The 15,759-nt window shown below is 37.6% G+C and carries 16 protein-coding genes; 8 read left to right on the forward strand and 8 right to left on the reverse strand.

The window, feature by feature from the left end; translation table 11 throughout:
• Positions 1–127: 127 nt before the first annotated feature.
• Entirely contained in the window at positions 128–1,144 is a 1,017-nt protein-coding gene (gene murB, locus CJ263_RS14045; protein ID WP_094997856.1) for a UDP-N-acetylmuramate dehydrogenase, read from the reverse strand.
• Positions 1,144–2,334: a pyridoxal phosphate-dependent aminotransferase gene (locus tag CJ263_RS14050; protein WP_094997857.1), complete on the reverse strand. Its 1,191-nt coding sequence runs from the start codon at positions 2,332–2,334 to the stop codon at positions 1,144–1,146. The genes murB and CJ263_RS14050 overlap by 1 nt, the downstream gene beginning before the upstream one ends.
• A gap of 122 nt (positions 2,335–2,456) precedes the next feature.
• Here CJ263_RS14050 and CJ263_RS14055 point away from each other — a divergent pair, with 122 nt between their 5' ends.
• Positions 2,457–3,818, forward strand: a complete 1,362-nt coding sequence (locus CJ263_RS14055; RefSeq protein WP_229702424.1) for an aspartyl protease family protein — start codon at positions 2,457–2,459, stop codon at positions 3,816–3,818.
• Between the two features lie 45 nt (positions 3,819–3,863).
• Here the strand turns inward: CJ263_RS14055 and CJ263_RS14060 are convergent, their stop codons facing one another.
• Positions 3,864–4,256 (reverse strand): DUF1573 domain-containing protein, encoded by a 393-nt coding sequence (locus tag CJ263_RS14060; protein ID WP_094997859.1) that lies wholly within the window; start codon positions 4,254–4,256, stop codon positions 3,864–3,866.
• A gap of 193 nt (positions 4,257–4,449) precedes the next feature.
• On the opposite strand from CJ263_RS14060, the gene CJ263_RS14065 reads away from it, so the two are divergent.
• The 3 genes from CJ263_RS14065 to CJ263_RS14070 all read left to right on the forward strand — a co-directional run bounded on the left by CJ263_RS14065 (position 4,450) and on the right by CJ263_RS14070 (position 8,066).
• Complete coding sequence (locus tag CJ263_RS14065) at positions 4,450–7,080, forward strand: valine--tRNA ligase (protein WP_094997860.1); 2,631 nt, start codon at positions 4,450–4,452, stop codon at positions 7,078–7,080.
• A 105-nt stretch (positions 7,081–7,185) separates the two neighbouring features.
• Positions 7,186–7,353 carry a lmo0937 family membrane protein gene (locus tag CJ263_RS20990; protein WP_158657167.1) on the forward strand — a complete coding sequence of 56 codons (168 nt, stop codon included), beginning with the start codon at positions 7,186–7,188 and terminating at the stop codon, positions 7,351–7,353.
• 122 nt (positions 7,354–7,475) lie between these two features.
• Positions 7,476–8,066 (forward strand): hypothetical protein, encoded by a 591-nt coding sequence (locus CJ263_RS14070; protein WP_094997861.1) that lies wholly within the window; start codon positions 7,476–7,478, stop codon positions 8,064–8,066.
• Positions 8,067–8,075: 9 nt separating this feature from the next.
• Here CJ263_RS14070 and CJ263_RS21135 read toward each other — a convergent pair whose 3' ends face one another.
• The gene (locus CJ263_RS21135; protein WP_188669455.1) at positions 8,076–8,570 is read right to left on the reverse strand and encodes a hypothetical protein; all 495 of its coding nucleotides are present in this window, start codon (positions 8,568–8,570) and stop codon (positions 8,076–8,078) included.
• 25 nt (positions 8,571–8,595) lie between these two features.
• Positions 8,596–9,729, reverse strand: coding sequence for a transporter (locus CJ263_RS14080; RefSeq protein WP_094997862.1), 1,134 nt, complete (start codon positions 9,727–9,729; stop codon positions 8,596–8,598).
• A 260-nt stretch (positions 9,730–9,989) separates the two neighbouring features.
• Between CJ263_RS14080 and CJ263_RS14085 the strand changes: the two genes are divergently transcribed.
• The 4 genes from CJ263_RS14085 to CJ263_RS14100 all read left to right on the forward strand — a co-directional run bounded on the left by CJ263_RS14085 (position 9,990) and on the right by CJ263_RS14100 (position 14,036).
• Entirely contained in the window at positions 9,990–11,264 is a 1,275-nt protein-coding gene (locus CJ263_RS14085) for a sensor histidine kinase (protein ID WP_094997863.1), read from the forward strand.
• Entirely contained in the window at positions 11,255–11,953 is a 699-nt protein-coding gene (locus CJ263_RS14090; protein WP_094997864.1) for a response regulator transcription factor, read from the forward strand. Before CJ263_RS14085 ends, CJ263_RS14090 begins: the two co-directional genes overlap by 10 nt.
• Before the next feature lie 62 nt (positions 11,954–12,015).
• On the forward strand, positions 12,016–13,275 hold the full coding sequence (locus tag CJ263_RS14095) for a sterol desaturase family protein (RefSeq protein ID WP_094997865.1): 1,260 nt from the start codon (positions 12,016–12,018) through the stop codon (positions 13,273–13,275).
• Positions 13,272–14,036: a creatininase family protein gene (locus tag CJ263_RS14100; RefSeq protein WP_094997866.1), complete on the forward strand. Its 765-nt coding sequence runs from the start codon at positions 13,272–13,274 to the stop codon at positions 14,034–14,036. Before CJ263_RS14095 ends, CJ263_RS14100 begins: the two co-directional genes overlap by 4 nt.
• 10 nt (positions 14,037–14,046) lie before the next feature.
• Here the strand turns inward: CJ263_RS14100 and CJ263_RS14105 are convergent, their stop codons facing one another.
• From CJ263_RS14105 to CJ263_RS14115, 3 genes are read right to left on the reverse strand one after another with little or no spacing between them, the layout of a single operon-like run.
• Entirely contained in the window at positions 14,047–14,307 is a 261-nt protein-coding gene (locus CJ263_RS14105; RefSeq protein ID WP_094997867.1) for an acyl-CoA-binding protein, read from the reverse strand.
• A complete protein-coding gene (locus CJ263_RS14110; RefSeq protein WP_094997868.1) occupies positions 14,282–14,965 on the reverse strand; it encodes a phosphatidylserine decarboxylase family protein in 684 nt (227 codons plus the stop codon). Before CJ263_RS14110 ends, CJ263_RS14105 begins: the two co-directional genes overlap by 26 nt.
• Entirely contained in the window at positions 14,955–15,758 is an 804-nt protein-coding gene (locus CJ263_RS14115) for a phosphatidate cytidylyltransferase (RefSeq protein WP_094997869.1), read from the reverse strand. Before CJ263_RS14115 ends, CJ263_RS14110 begins: the two co-directional genes overlap by 11 nt.
• Position 15,759 lies beyond the last annotated feature (1 nt).

Here is a 15,759-nt window from a genome sequence, read left to right on the forward strand (position 1 = left end):
AATTTATAAAATTGATTGCTAAAGCGGCGTTATCTAAAAAATTATGTTATAAGTGAGCAGCTGGTAACTGCCACTTAGTTTTTGGTTAGTTTGGTTTGGTATAACCCCTGGGATTTTGTTCTAGGGGTTATTTTATTAGATTAACTTCGGGTTGAATGGTTATGCCGAATTCAGACTTTACATCTTCAATAATTTTATGGGCCAAATTTAAAATATCAAGCCCTTTAGCATTGCCATAATTCACCAAAACCAACGCCTGCTTCTTGTGTACCCCGGCATCCCCGAATCGTTTGCCCTTATAGCCACTTTGTTCAATAAGCCAACCTGCAGGAATTTTATATTCTTCCTCGGAAACCTTATAAAAGGGAGCTTCTGGGTTTTTGGCAATAAAACTGTCAAATGCGATTTTGGATATCACCGGATTCTTAAAAAAGCTTCCGCTATTTCCCAATTCCTTTGGATTGGGCAATTTGCTGTTTCTAATATTTATTACAGCGTTTGATACCTGCTTTATGCTAGGATTTATAATGTTGCTTTTTTTAAGTTCTTCTTCAATGGCACCATAGCTAGTATTGATTGCATGATTGTTTTTTGTCAGTTTTAGGATTACCGAAGTAATGACGTATTTATCTTTTCCTTCATTTTTAAAAAAGGAATCCCTGTACCCAAATTTGCACTCTTCCTTTGTAAAATACATCAGGTTTTGATCACTCCTGCGAACGGCCTCGCAACCCACAAATACATCTTTCAACTCTACGCCATAGGCCCCGATATTCTGAATGGGTGCGGTACCCGTATTCCCTGGTATCAAGGACATATTTTCAAGACCTCCAAAATTATTTTCAAGGGTCCATAATACCATTTCATGCCAGTTTTCACCGGCCATCACCTTAATTTCTACAAAGTCCTCATCCTCATTTTGAATATGAATCCCTTTTAAATTAACATGGATGACCAGGGCATCTATATCCTTTGTAATTAACATATTACTGCCACCACCCAGAATAAATTTATCTGGATATGTGTCATCGGCTAGAATGTCCTGGAGGTCTTGGACCAAGTTTATTTCAACAAAGAACTTGGCTTTGGCATCAATTCCAAAAGTATTGTAGTTCCTCAGGGAAAAATCCTTAAACACCTCCATTAACCTATATACGTTTTTAGAGCTTCACCCAAAATATGAACGGCCCTTTTCAAGGTGGGTTGGTCAAGTACATAAGCAATCCTGATTTGATTTTTGCCCAATCCTTCTGTGGCATAAAATCCAGCGGCAGGCGCAACCATGACCGTTTCATTGTTTACTCTAAAATCTTCTAAAAGCCATTGTGCAAAATCGTCCGCATCCTCAATGGGCAATTCTGCGATACAATAAAACGCTCCTTGTGGTTTGGCGACTTTAACGCCTTCCAACTTTTCTAGTTCGGCTATTAAAAGATTTCTTCTGGCCACGTATTCCGTCTTTACTTCATCGAAATAACTCTGAGGTGTATCCAAGGCCGCCTCACTTGCTATTTGGGCATAGGTAGGTGGGGAGAGCCTTGCTTGGGCAAATTTAATGGCAGTGGAGATTACCTCTTTGTTTTTTGATACCAAGAAGCCAATTCTGGCCCCGCACATGCTATATCGTTTAGAAACCGAGTCCACAATTATTCCATTATTTGTCAAGGATTCTTCCTGTAAAATGGAATAATGTTCCTTATTATCATATACAAATTCCCTATATACTTCATCGGCAATAAGAAACAAATCATGTTTCAGAACGATTTGGGCTAGTTTTTTAATTTCTTCCTTGCTGTACAGATATCCCGTAGGGTTACCCGGATTACAGATGAGAATTGCCTTTGTTTTAGGGGTAATCAGCTTCTCGAAATCCTCTATAGGAGGTAACGCAAAATTATTTTCAATTTTAGATACAACCGGAATAACCTTTATGCCACTTGCCGTAGCAAAACCGTTATAGTTGGCATAAAAGGGTTCTGGAATAATAATTTCATCATCACTATCAGCTATACTTCCCATGGCAAATGAAAGCGCTTCGGAACCGCCTGTGGTAACTATGATATCATCAGCGGTGACCTCGATTTGATTTTTATGGTAATATGCTGCTATTTTTTCCCTATAACTTTCAGAGCCTTCGGTTCTGCTATATTCCAAAACATTCAACTGATTGTTTTTAACCGCATCCAATGCAATTTGGGGCGTCTTAATATCAGGTTGGCCTATATTGAGGTGGATTACTTTTGCACCGTTTTTTTTGGCACTTTCAGCGAAGGGGACCAATTTTCTAATAGGGGATTGAGGCATTGCAAGCCCTTTCTGGGAAATCTTAGGCATAAGATAAGGATTACTTTTTCGCAAAAGTGGTAAATGATTGGGGAACCTACAATATCTGAACGTTTTATTTGTGATTTTTTAGGAATGTTAAAATACACCGAACAAAAGAAAAAAATTGTATCTTGAAGAGTGTCAATCAATTGGAAAAGAACATGTTAAAAAGATTCTTGCCTTATTTTCTGCTCTCACTGCTTTTATTACCTTTTTTATGCAGTGCACAGGGATATACACTTCCCAAGAATCAAGAATTTGAGAAAATCAGGTTTCAGCTAATTAATAATTTAATTGTAGTTCCCATTGAGGTTAATGGAACCAAGTTGTCCTTTGTTTTGGATTCAGGTGTTGGTACGCCAATATTGTTCAATCTGGCCAATCAAGATTCTTTGGAATTAAAGAATGTATCGGAAATTACCATCAATGGACTGGGTGAAGGGGAATCGATTAGTGCATTAAAATCCAAGGGTAATTATTTTAAATTGGGAAATATTCAAAGTTTTTCCCAGAAATTGTACGTGGTGATGGATGCGGGCATCAATTTTTCCCCAAGTTTGGGTATTCCCATACATGGAATTATTGGTTACGATTTGTTTAGGGATTTCATTGTGGATATTAATTATGCCAGTAGTTCCATAAAGTTTTATCACCCAGATTCTGGGGGTCCCAAATTAGGTAAACGCTATGAAACACTTCAGGTAGATGTTATAAATAGAAAGGCCTATTTGGATGCGAGTGTTTCTTTAAGGGGTGAGGAGGATATAGATGTAAAAATGTTACTGGATACTGGTAGTAGCGATGCTGTCTGGCTTTTTGAGGATGAAAGGATACAGCTGCCAAAAGAATATTATGAAGATTATTTAGGGAAGGGGCTCGCAGGTGACATATACGGCAAAAGAACCAAGATAGACGGACTAAGGATTGGAGGTTTCAATGTAGAGGATGCAAAGGCTGCGTTCCCCGATATGCTAACTTTTAGTACAATTAAGAATTTGGGCAATAGAAATGGTAGTTTAGGTGGTGAAATCTTAAAGCGATTTAATATTGTTTTCGATTATCCAAATGAAAAAATAAGTATTAGAAGAAATGGAAATTTTAGAAAACCGTTTCATTATAACGTAAGTGGTATCGATTTACAGCATGCTGGGGTAAGATACGTTTCAGAAAGGATAGCAAGTTTCAACGGAGTCGTTCAAAAAAGTGAACGGTCATATGGAAACGTCCAAATTTTATTGGAGGGCGCTACACGTTTGAGTTTGGTTCCAGAAATTATTGTATCAGGTATAAGAGCAGGTAGTCCCGCGCATTCTGCCGGTTTAAAGGAGGGCGATATCATTTTAGCCGTAAACGGTAAAAGAATACATCGTTATAAAATCCAGGAAATAATGGAAATGCTAAATGAAAAGCAAGGCAAGCGTGTGAAGGTTTTGGTAGAAAGATCGAATAACAACCTTTTGTTCAGTTTTATACTGAAAGATTTATTCAAATAAAAAACCCTCTAAAAAGAGGGTTTTTATTATTTTATGAGCGACCTTTTATTTGGTCCCACTGGAAGCTTTTACTTCTCCCTTAATTTTTAAAATTTTTGTCGGTGTATCTGCATTTGATGTCACCGTAATCGCTTTTCTTATAGGACCAACGCGATTGGTATCATATTTTACCTGAATCTCACCAGTTTTTCCTGGCATGATCGGATCTTCCGGTTTTTTAGGAATGGTACATCCACAACTTGAACGTACATCGCTAATGATCAAAGGGGCACTACCCGTATTCGTAAACTCAAATACACGGATACCGTCTGAACCTTTATCAATTTCACCGTAATCCACAGTCTCTGACTTAAACTCAATTTTTGCGGCACTATCCTGGGCTTTAAGGCTTAATCCAAGTAATCCGACAAATAATACAAGTACAATTTTTTTCATCATTTTTAATTTAGGATGAACTTCAAAATTAATTCTTTTCAGAACAACTCCAAAATCCTTTTGTTATACTCTAACGTTACTTATTTTTGTTTCGTATTTAATTCGAGAAAAAAACGGTAAGGATATATGAAATATCTAATCCGTTTTGTTTTTTCTCCAATTTATCCGATTACTTATTTCAAAAACTATTCCAAAAATGGAAATTCCTTCTAAATATGAGCCACATCAGGTAGAAAAGCGATGGTATGACTACTGGATGCAGAACAACTACTTTCATTCCAAACCAGATGACAGGGAACCTTATACCATTGTAATACCTCCTCCTAACGTAACAGGTGTACTGCATATGGGGCATATGCTGAACAATACCATTCAGGATGTATTAATCAGAAGGGCGCGTTTGAAAGGTAAAAATGCATGTTGGGTCCCGGGAACGGATCATGCCTCCATAGCAACCGAAGCGAAGGTCGTGGCAAAACTTAAGGAACAGGGAATAAATAAAAATAAAATTTCTCGTGAGGAATTTCTTGAACATGCTTGGGATTGGACCCATGAGTATGGAGGGGTTATTTTGGAACAACTTAAAAAACTGGGTTGCTCCTGCGACTGGGATCGAACAGCCTTTACCATGGATAAGGAGCGCTATGAAAGCGTTATCAAGGTATTCGTAGACCTTTATGAGAAAGGCCTTATTTATCGAGGTTACAGAATGGTCAATTGGGACCCTGAGGCCAAGACCACTTTATCCGATGAAGAGGTAATTTACGAAGAGAAGCAGGGCTTATTATATTATTTGGAATACCCTATTGAGGGTTCAGATGAAAAGGTAACGATTGCAACCACCAGACCGGAAACCATCCTTGGGGATACGGCCATCTGCATCAATCCAAATGATGAAAGATACAATCATTTGAAAGGTAAAAAGGCGATAGTTCCCCTTTGTAATAGGGTTGTTCCCATCATTGAGGATGAATATGTAGATATTGAATTTGGAACCGGTTGTTTAAAGGTGACGCCTGCCCATGATGTCAATGACAAAGCTTTGGGGGAAAAACATGATTTGGAAACCGTTGATATTTTCAACGATGATGCCACGCTAAATTCCTATGGGTTACACTATCAGGGAAAGGACCGTTTTGTAGTAAGAAAGGAAATTTCAAAAGAACTGGAAGAAAAAGGTTTTCTGGTGAAGACTGAACAACACCTCAATAAAGTGGGGACTTCGGAAAGAACGAAGGCGGTTATAGAGCCTAGATTATCGGATCAATGGTTCCTAAAAATGGAAGATTTGGTAAAACCTGCCATTAAGGCAGTTTTGGACTCCGACGATATTAAGTTTTTCCCTAAAAGGTTCGATAATACCTACCGTCATTGGATGGAGAACATTAGGGATTGGAATATTTCCCGTCAACTGTGGTGGGGACAACGAATACCTGCTTTTTACTATGGGGACGGCCAGGATGATTTTGTGGTGGCAAAAAATGAGGAAGAGGCCCTTGAATTGGCAAAGGCAAAATCTCAAAATGATAATCTCACCAAGGAAGATTTAAGACAGGATGAAGATGTATTGGATACATGGTTCTCTTCTTGGTTATGGCCCATAAGTGTATTTAATGGGATTTTGGAGCCAGATAATACAGAGGTCAATTATTATTATCCAACCAATGACCTGGTAACTGGACCCGATATCATTTTCTTTTGGGTGGCGAGGATGATTATTGCGGGATATGAATATAGGGATGAAAGACCCTTTGAAAATGTTTATTTTACAGGATTGGTTCGTGATAAGCAGCGAAGAAAAATGTCCAAATCACTAGGAAATTCTCCCGATGCGCTAAAACTTATCGATGAATACGGAGCTGATGGTGTAAGGGTAGGACTTTTATTAAGTTCTGCAGCGGGCAATGATTTAATGTTCGATGAGGACCTATGTCAACAAGGAAAGAATTTTGCGAATAAAATATGGAATGGTTTTCGACTTTTGAAAGGTTGGGAAGTTGTGGATATTCCACAACCAGAAGCCTCCAAAATGGGTGTCGATTGGTATAAGGCCAAGTTTAATCGTACTCTTAGTGAAATTGAGGACCATTTTAGCAAGTATCGAATTTCCGATGCGTTAATGGCCATTTATAAATTGGTTTGGGACGATTACAGTTCTTGGCTGTTGGAAATTATCAAACCAGCCTACCAGCAGCCCATTGATAGAAAAACCTTTGATGAGGTCATACATATCTTTGAACAGAACTTAAAATTATTACATCCGTTTATGCCATTTTTGACCGAGGAAGTCTGGCAACATATTGCCGAACGTGATTCTTCTCAAGCTTTGATCGTTTCGGAATGGCCCCGGAAATTTGAGGCGAATGATCAGCTCATCATGAAATTTGAGTTTGCTTCCGAGGTCGTGGCAGGTATTAGAACCATCAGAAAGGAAAAAAATATTCCAATGAAAGAACCTTTGGAACTTTCAATTTTAGATGAGGAAAATGAAGGGCCGGACTGGGATTCAATAATATCCAAATTGACCAATCTTTCCTCCATTTCTTATGTAGAGGGTGCTGTAGAAGGTGCGCTTTCCTATAGAGTAAAATCCAATGAATATTTTATTCCAATCAGTGGGGCAATCGATGTGGATGCTGAAAAGGCCAAAATTGAGGAAGAATTAAAATATACAAAGGGGTTTTTGAATTCGGTTCAAAAGAAGCTTTCCAACGAACGTTTTGTGAACAATGCACCTGAAAAAGTAATCGAAATGGAACGAAAAAAGCAAGCCGATGCCGAGGCGAAAATCGAGACCTTGGAAAAGAGCTTGTCCAACTTGAAATAGGCAATAGGTCTCAATCCATTCAAATGGGTTAATAATCATAGTGTTAAAGGAAATATATTGATTTAAAATCGACTAATTTCCTTCTGAATCAAAAACACTAAAATTATGAAAAGTCTATTATGGTTGGTTGCAGTTATTTGTATTATAATATGGTTGTTAGGTATGCTGGGGGTAGTTCCAGGTTTAGCAACAGGTAGTTTAATACATATTCTTTTGGTAATTGCCGTTGTGGTAATTCTTTACAATATCATTTCTGGTCGTAAACCTCTGTAAATTAACTGTTTTTAAGTATTATAAACCAATTCTTAACCTAGGATTGGTTTTTTGTTTTGGTAACATTCCTTAATGGAATGTAAGCGTATTATTTCTTATATTTAGGATAAATCAAGTTGATTATGAAGAATTTATTTTTACTACTAGTACTTAGTTCTTTTGCAGGGTCATTTGCCCAGGGCGAAAAAGGAAAAATATTACCTAAAGAAATCCAAATAAAAACGGCATTATTACCAGTTCCTGAGGCTGACAGTAGCGATACAATGGTATATGGATATAACGCAGATGGGGATTTCGTAGTCCTTCGGGAAGGGACAAGCAATTTAGTTTGTCTTTCCGATGATCCTAACAGGGAAGGAATAAGCGTCTCATGCTATTCGAAAAAACTGGAACCTTTCATGAAACGGGGTAGGGAGCTCAGGGCCCAAGGAAAGGATGTAATGGAGATTCGCAAGATTAGGGGGGATGAGGTATCCCAGGGTACATTGGATATGCCCAAAGAACCTAGTATGATGTATGTCTATTATGGTTCCGATGAGGATTATGACAGTTCCACCGGGGATTTGGCAAACGGAAAATTTAGATATGTTATTTATATTCCTTTTGCGACTACGGAATCTACGGGATTGCCGGATAAGCCACATGCAAAGGGAATGCCTTGGCTCATGGATCCCGGTACCCATAGGGCCCATATTATGGTAGGGCCAAACTAGGTATTGATGTTATTTTGTCCAACGAAGCCTAAATAGCTTATTAAAACCTAACGTTGGCGCTGCAGCAGTCTTTTCCTTTTCTTTATTTGCTACACTTGTCGGTATTGTTTCTAGCCATAGAACGCCCAAAGCTCCAAGAATAATAAGGTTTTTTATAATATACTGGCCCACTAAGGTCAATGAAAATATGTTGTCGTTAAAAATTAATTCCGGAAAAAAATAGAGAGGAGTGAAGGTTAGGAACATGTGAACGGTTGCAATCCTTATGGACCATCTTTTATGAAAGTTTAAGAGAAAACAAATTCCTACCGCTGTTTCCCATAGCGCTAACAAGATTATTGCAATATTGGACGGTATTAAGAAATGGGTTAGTTCGTTTATGGTATTCGTTGCCAGTTCTTCTGCAGGGCTTACGTTGGGAAAGAATTTTAGGGCTCCAAACCATAAGTAAACCAGACCAATGGATATTTGTAAATAACGGTTTTTAATGTTTTGCAAGTTCATTTGGTTTTGTATTTATAGTGAATTTCTATTTAAAGGTATCCTCCAGTTCTGGAGAAAGTTTTACTTTATTATTGGAAAATCTATAGGTAACCCCAAGGTTTATTACATAGTCCGAAAAGGCTGCATCACCATTTCTTGGGCTACCTGTTAGTTTTTCGGTTTGCATGTCCGTAAAACTTTGAGGTCTTTCTCTTCGCACAGCAAAGGGTACATTCAAGTTTATGGAGAAATTACTTTTCATAAAACTTAATCCTGGATCAATGGATAGCACATTTCCTGGTCTTCTAAAACCTTCATTACCGCCAATTAAGTCCTTAACCGGTACACAATCAAACCTTGCGCCAAGCGAGGATGAGAAAGTTGGGGAAATTGTATAGCTAAGTCCTCCTCTTAAAGAGTACTGATCTGGAACGGCCATAATAGCTTCATTTTCCAATATAGGGCTTAAAGTTTCCCTAAAGGTTCTTACTCCATTTGTTTCCCTTGGGTTTATCAGGTAAAAACCACTTGCATATCCAAAAAAGTCCGTGGCAATTTTTTGATAAAGCTGAAAATCCAGGGTTACACCAAAACCTCCGTCCCCGGGTTGAATGGATTGATCGACGGGTCTCGTTTGTGGCTCTCCATTGGGTCCAACATTATAAAAAATGTCCGATGCATTATAATCGCCCGTTGGTAATTTTACTCCCAGTCCCAATGCAAGATTTCCATTAGGAGACTTTTCCATATCGAAAAGCCAATAACCAAACCCAAATCGTATATCGGCCAATCCTCTGGAGAACGTTACATTTCTTTCATCTCGGCCATGTTCGTATAGGGATGATCGGGTGTTTATTACCGTAGGAATGGTAATACTTGTGTAAACTCTTTTGCTAATTCCATAAGTGGCAAAAAAATCCCAGGCATGGGAATGGTTAATGACTTCGGTATTATTGGCCAAACGATCTGGTTCTTCCTCAGTGCCCCTAAAATGCCTAAATGATTTAAAATACCTATAGTTTACGCCAATTTGTAAGTCTCCTGTTCCCAATAAATTATTTTCCAGACTACTGCCCACACAAGAAGAAAAATGGCGGATGGCAACGCACCCTTGTGCCTTTATGCTGTTTATCGATAGTACTAAGAATAGTAGCAATATGAAATACGGTCTTTTGAACATGATTAAATTTTAAGTTGGTGGTATGGAATGAGCGGTAATAACGAAAGCCAACTCCGCGCTACAAAGAGTTGGCTTTTAACATAATGTTATAAATAGTAACTAAACTCAAGATTAATTTATTAACATTGACAAACTTAGGGGAATTGGTCACCCATTTGGTTTAAGTAGAGGGTAAAGAGGTTTAATGAAAGGTTAATGAACTTAATGGAATATTAAAATTCATTAATAAAACCGGTTATTTAGGTTATTTAGTAGCTGTTTTGAAAAAGAGATATATCTATATAGGATTGTTTTTGGTCTCCATAATCGGTTTGGCCATTGTGCAATATCAATATTTGCGTATAGGTCTTAATTTGGCAAAAGTACAGTTTGGGACGAAGATAGAACGGGTAGCGGATGTAGTGAAGGAAGGTTTAAGGGAGCATAATAGGCTAACCTTTTTAATGGGTAGTGCTATGGAAAGAGATACTTCTTTTTTTAGGGTTACCGTTGATAGCCTTGAAAATGTTTCCAACATGTTTTTAGAGGACTTTATAAGAGAACAATTGATGCATCAGGGAATTGAGTCCGAATTTTCATATACCCTGTTTTCCAAGGATAGCATTTATATATTAAACTCATCAAATAAACTCGAATTGGGCGAAGGCACGGAGTCCTACCCGATAGAGTTGGAAGGTTATCTGCCGGATTTATTGCGCAAGCCCATGGTTCTTGAACTTCATTTTGAAAACCTCCATAATTATTTTTTGGGGAAATTAAACGGACTAACCTTTCCCAGTATATTGTTTCTGATAGGTATTTGTGTCACCATTATTTGGGTATTAAGGACCTATTATTGGCAGAGTAACGTTATTACCACGACCAATGAGTTCATCAATAACCTCACCCATGAATTAAAGACCCCTGTATTTTCCATTGGGTTGGCTACCAAAATATTGGATGAGACCGCCTCTGAAAAACAAAAACCGGTATTGGGAATAATCAGGCAGCAGGTTAACCGTTTGTCAAATCATATTGAAAAAGTTTTGGAATTGGCGAGCTTGGAATCGGGGAAAAGTGTTATTACCTTAACCAAGGTAGACTTCAAACCTTACTTAAAGACCCTTTGTTCTGAATTTGACACCTTGGTAACCATCGAAAAAGGCACTTTTCAATTTGAACTAGAGGGTGATGAATATTTGATCAATGCAGAAGTTTTTCATTTGGAAAATGCAATCAATAATATTTTGGACAACGCGAAGAAATACTCAGGTGATCCAAAAATAAAACTAAAAGCATACAAGGATAATTCTTCGCTTTATATAGAAGTAACCGATAACGGCATAGGAATTTCAAAAGATAATAAACAAAGGGTCTTTAGAAAATTTTTTAGGGTAGAAAATGGGAATTTGCATAATGTAAAAGGATATGGTCTTGGACTAAGCTATGTACAAAAAGTAATAAAAAATCATGGAGGAAAGGTGTATATGGAGAGTGAGGAGATGAAAGGTACAAAAGTTGTTTTAACAATTCCAATATTGAAAGGATGGAAGTAAAAAAAAGAATATTATTGGTTGAGGATGATGAAGCCGTGGGTTATTTGTTGTCAGAGTATTTAAGAATGAAGGGGTTTGAGCTATCATGGGCAAAGCAGGGCAAGGAAGCCTTGGTGAAACTAGATCAATCCAACTATGATTTGGCAATATTGGATGTAATGATGCCAGAAATGGACGGTTTTACATTGGCAGAGAAAATGAATGAAGATTATTCCAATCTGCCTTTTATTTTTTTAACGGCAAAATCCTTAAAGGTAGATGTGTTGAAAGGTTTTTATCTGGGTGCTGTAGACTATTTAAAAAAACCAATAGATGAGGAAGAATTGGTCATAAGAATAGAAAACCTTTTATCAAGATTGGATAATACGGCCAGTAAAAAAGTAGAGGTGGATGCATATACCATTGGTAAGTACCATTTCAATTCTTTAAATCAAGAATTGGTAGTTGATGACCAAAAAATTAATCTGACGGTAAAGGAAAGTGAACTATTGAAGTATTTGGTGGACAAAAAGAATCAATTGTGTCCGCACAAAGATATTTTAATTAAGATTTGGGGCAAAAACGATTACTTCAACAAGAAAAGTTTAAACGTTTTTATTACTCGTCTTAGAAAATTCCTTGAAAGGGATTCAAGAATCAAAATCGAAAATGTCCATAGTAAAGGCTACATCCTAAGGTTTGAACCTTAAAACAATTACATTATTAGATTTTAAGTAGGACTTTGTATCTTTTAAGGGTCAATTGAAAAGTTTTGGAAACCTACGCAACCGCATTGCTATTTGCCATACCATTTTTTATACTCTTATTGATTATAGAAATGGCCTATGGCCACTTTGTAAAAGACCAAAAGTATACCGTTTTGGATACTGTATCCAGCATTAGTTCGGGACTTACCAATATTATTAAGGACTCCCTGGGTATAGTATTGGTTTTGATATCCTACCCATATTTATTGGAGCATTTAGCAATTACGAATATTAAACCAACTTGGCTAACTTGGGTCATTGGTTTTGTAGCCATTGATTTTGCGGGCTATTGGAACCATAGGTTAAGCCATAAAGTCAATTTTTTTTGGAATCAGCACGTTATTCACCATAGCAGCGAAAAATTCAATCTTGCCTGTGCATTAAGACAATCCATATCCAATTTATTGGGTTATTTCCCCTTTCTTTTGCTACCTGCGGCCCTCTTAGGCGTTCCAAATAAAATTATTGCCATACTGGCTCCTATTCAGTTATTTGCCCAATTTTGGTACCATACACAACATATAGGAAAAATGGGATGGCTGGAATATATAATAGTAACACCATCCCAACATAGGGTTCACCATGCCATAAATCCGGAGTATATTGATAAGAATTTGGGACAAGTTTTCAGCATTTGGGACCGTATGTTCGGAACTTTTCAGGAGGAATTGCCAGATATTCCACCACAATATGGAATTCTAAAGCCTGCCAGAACATGGAACCCTATCCGTATTAATTTTCAGCATCTTTGGAGATTGTTCTTGGATGCTTGGCGAACGAAGAATATTTGGGATAAAATTAGAATTTGGTTTATGCCTACAGGGTGGAGACCCAATGATGTTAAGGATAAGTATCCTGTGGAAATTATCACGGACGTATATGGCTTTGAAAGATACAGTACCCCTACATCGAGAGCTTTTAATGGGTATTTAATTTTTCAACTCATTATGTCCCTAATTTTGTTGTTGTTCATGTTTGGTAATTTTGGAAATCTTACCACAGGAGAATTGATATTGTATGGGGGTATCGTATTTGTTGGTGTTTATGGGTACACTTCCCTAATGGATGGTGATCCCTTTGCTTTATGGATTGAGGTTTTAAGGGGTGTTCTAGGATGTATGTTGATTTTTTCAACGGGTAATTGGTTTGGAATGAATGCTTATTTTCCAATGGGTAAAACCTTGATTTTATTCTATTTCTTGACCACCATGGTTGGAGGTATCTATTTCTCGAGTTCATTAAAAAAGAAAAGCATATTGTTATGATCAGACCTTATATTTTGGCCGAAACCAATTGGAATCATCTAAAGGATGAGAATATTGAACTGGCCGTCTTGCCTTGGGGTGCAACCGAAGCCCACAATTATCACCTTCCGTATGCAACGGATAATTACCAGGCAGAAGCCATCGTTGCGGAATCTGCAAGGATGGCTTGGGAAGATGGAAATAAAGTGATTGTGTTACCCACAATTCCGTTTGGGGTGAATACGGGTCAAAAAGATATCTATTTGGACATCAACCTGAATCCAAGTACCCAATTTGCCATTTTAAAGGATATAATTACGGTTTTGAACGAACAGGGTATTTACAAGTTGTTGATATTCAATGGTCACGGAGGAAATGATTTTAAGCCCCTTGTAAGAGAATTGGGGCTTTTGTTTCCTAAAATGTTCATTTGTTTTTGTTTTTTCCCGCAGATGATGGACAAGTATCAATATTTTGATCATGAGGGAGACCATGCCGATGAAATGGAAACGAGTTTGATGCTTTCTATTCGACCTGATTTGGTGTTACCAAAGGAAAAATGGGGGAAAGGTGACCACAAGAAGTTTAAGATAAAGGCTTTTTCCGAAGGTGGCGTTTGGGCAGAAAGGGAATGGTCCAAAATTAGTACAGATACGGGTACTGGAAATCCGGAATTGGCTACTAAGGAGAAAGGGGAGCGGTTTTTTATAGATCTCAGCTCAAAAGTGAGTCAGCTATTTATTGACCTGTGCCATGCAGATTTGGATGATCTTTACCAATGAAGTCTAAAAACTAGTGCTTTAATTCAAGATCAACCAATTTTATATAAGCTTTCATGGCATCATCAATACTAATGTTCTGCGCCTGTATTAGGGCATTTGCCTTGAAAGCATTAATCAATGGGGTTTTGCTTCCTGGATTTGTATAGTTCTTATTGGCAACCCTGTAATAGGCATAAAGTTTAAGTAAAATATCGGCAGGGATAGGTGATTCATAGGTATTCACGAATTCAACCGCTGCCTCAAAATCAGTACGTAGATTCTTCTTGCTCATTAGGATTCACATATGTGGCGATACAGGTTACGGCTCCTTTTACTTTTTGGTTTAAGGTAACGTTAATTTGTGAATTTAGTGGTAGGAACAGGTCTACCCTTGAACCGAATTTGATAAATCCAGAATCGTCACCTTGTTGTACACTCTCGCCAACCTCTGCATAATTTACGATTCTACGGGCCATGGCACCGGCAATCTGCCTAAACAAAACATCTCCAAATTTTGGGGTTCCAATGACCACTGTTGTTCTCTCGTTTTCCTCACTGGATTTTGGATGCCAAGCTACTAAGTATTTCCCTGGATGATATTTGGAATATTTAACCTTTCCGCTAGCCGGATATCTTGTAACATGAACATTTATGGGAGACATGAAGATGGATACCTGCTTCCTTTTGTCCTTGAAATATTCGGTTTCCTCTACTTCTTCAATCACCACAACCTTTCCATCAACAGGGGCCAATATTTCATCGAATGTTTTGTTGGTTCTTCTTTTTGGATTTCTAAAAAATTGAAGGATAAGAACGAGTAAAACCAAAGCCGTAATTTGGATGGCTAGTTTTATCCATGAAGTGTTTACGAAGAAATGTGCCAATAAAATTGCAATTCCCGTGATAAAAAAAGTTGCCAATATTATTTTCTGACCCTCTCTATGAAACATAGGTGAAAATATTTAATGTTAAGTATGCAAAAGGTGCGGCGAAAACCAAGCTATCCAAACGATCTAACATACCGCCATGTCCGGGGAGTATGGCTCCACTGTCCTTAACACCTGCCGCTCTTTTTAGTTTGGACTCAATTAAATCCCCCAAACTACCGGTTACCACTATGACACTTGCAAGAACCATCCATTGAACAGGTCCAATGATTTGCTCCTGTGTTCCCATGATATAAGCGGCGCACAGTGCAAAGATATAACCTCCAATGGTTCCTTCCACAGTTTTTTTTGGTGAAACCCTAGGGAATAATTTAGTTCTACCCAATGTTTTTCCAACAATGTAGGCGAATGAATCATTAACCCATATGAGTATAAAAATGCCCATTATCAGAAGTTTGGCAAATGCATCATTTTTGTAGGGTATCATGGTAAGGAATATGCATCCACCCCCAATATAAAATAATCCAATAAGGAATTTATAAAAAGTGGAAAAACTTCTTTGCTTCTTGGAAAAAAGATAGAACAATAAGTATACATCTACAAAAATGGTAATAACCATTAATATGTTTACTAAAATTTGGTCGTGAATCAGATAAATATAGGCCCACCATAGGCTTAGATATGCCAAAAAAATATAATATCCCTTTAGGTTTACAAGACGCTTATATTCATACAGACACGCAAGCCCAAATATCATAAAGAGAAAATCGAAAGCATCTGAACTTAGAAATACAGCGGATAATAAAAGTATAATATAAACTGCTCCAGTAAGCGATCTTCTTAAAACCTCTTTCATA

Origin of the sequence: Maribacter cobaltidurans, assembly GCF_002269385.1 — a bacterium.
In the GTDB taxonomy this organism is placed as follows: domain Bacteria; phylum Bacteroidota; class Bacteroidia; order Flavobacteriales; family Flavobacteriaceae; genus Maribacter; species Maribacter cobaltidurans.

Bases quoted from the DNA above. Each gene is read 5' to 3' on its own strand.
- CJ263_RS14065 (WP_094997860.1), top strand. From the start codon at position 4,450: ATGGAAATTCCTTCTAAATATGAGCCACATCAGGTAGAAAAGCGATGG.
- CJ263_RS14110 (WP_094997868.1), bottom strand. From the start codon at position 14,965: ATGTTTCATAGAGAGGGTCAGAAAATAATATTGGCAACTTTTTTTATC.
- CJ263_RS14080 (WP_094997862.1), bottom strand. From the start codon at position 9,729: ATGTTCAAAAGACCGTATTTCATATTGCTACTATTCTTAGTACTATCG.
- CJ263_RS14115 (WP_094997869.1), bottom strand. From the start codon at position 15,758: ATGAAAGAGGTTTTAAGAAGATCGCTTACTGGAGCAGTTTATATTATA.
- CJ263_RS14090 (WP_094997864.1), top strand. From the start codon at position 11,255: ATGGAAGTAAAAAAAAGAATATTATTGGTTGAGGATGATGAAGCCGTG.
- murB (WP_094997856.1), bottom strand. From the start codon at position 1,144: ATGGAGGTGTTTAAGGATTTTTCCCTGAGGAACTACAATACTTTTGGA.
- CJ263_RS14070 (WP_094997861.1), top strand. From the start codon at position 7,476: ATGAAGAATTTATTTTTACTACTAGTACTTAGTTCTTTTGCAGGGTCA.
- CJ263_RS14060 (WP_094997859.1), bottom strand. From the start codon at position 4,256: ATGATGAAAAAAATTGTACTTGTATTATTTGTCGGATTACTTGGATTA.
- CJ263_RS14050 (WP_094997857.1), bottom strand. From the start codon at position 2,334: ATGCCTAAGATTTCCCAGAAAGGGCTTGCAATGCCTCAATCCCCTATT.
- CJ263_RS14105 (WP_094997867.1), bottom strand. From the start codon at position 14,307: ATGAGCAAGAAGAATCTACGTACTGATTTTGAGGCAGCGGTTGAATTC.
- CJ263_RS20990 (WP_158657167.1), top strand. From the start codon at position 7,186: ATGAAAAGTCTATTATGGTTGGTTGCAGTTATTTGTATTATAATATGG.
- CJ263_RS14100 (WP_094997866.1), top strand. From the start codon at position 13,272: ATGATCAGACCTTATATTTTGGCCGAAACCAATTGGAATCATCTAAAG.
- CJ263_RS21135 (WP_188669455.1), bottom strand. From the start codon at position 8,570: ATGAACTTGCAAAACATTAAAAACCGTTATTTACAAATATCCATTGGT.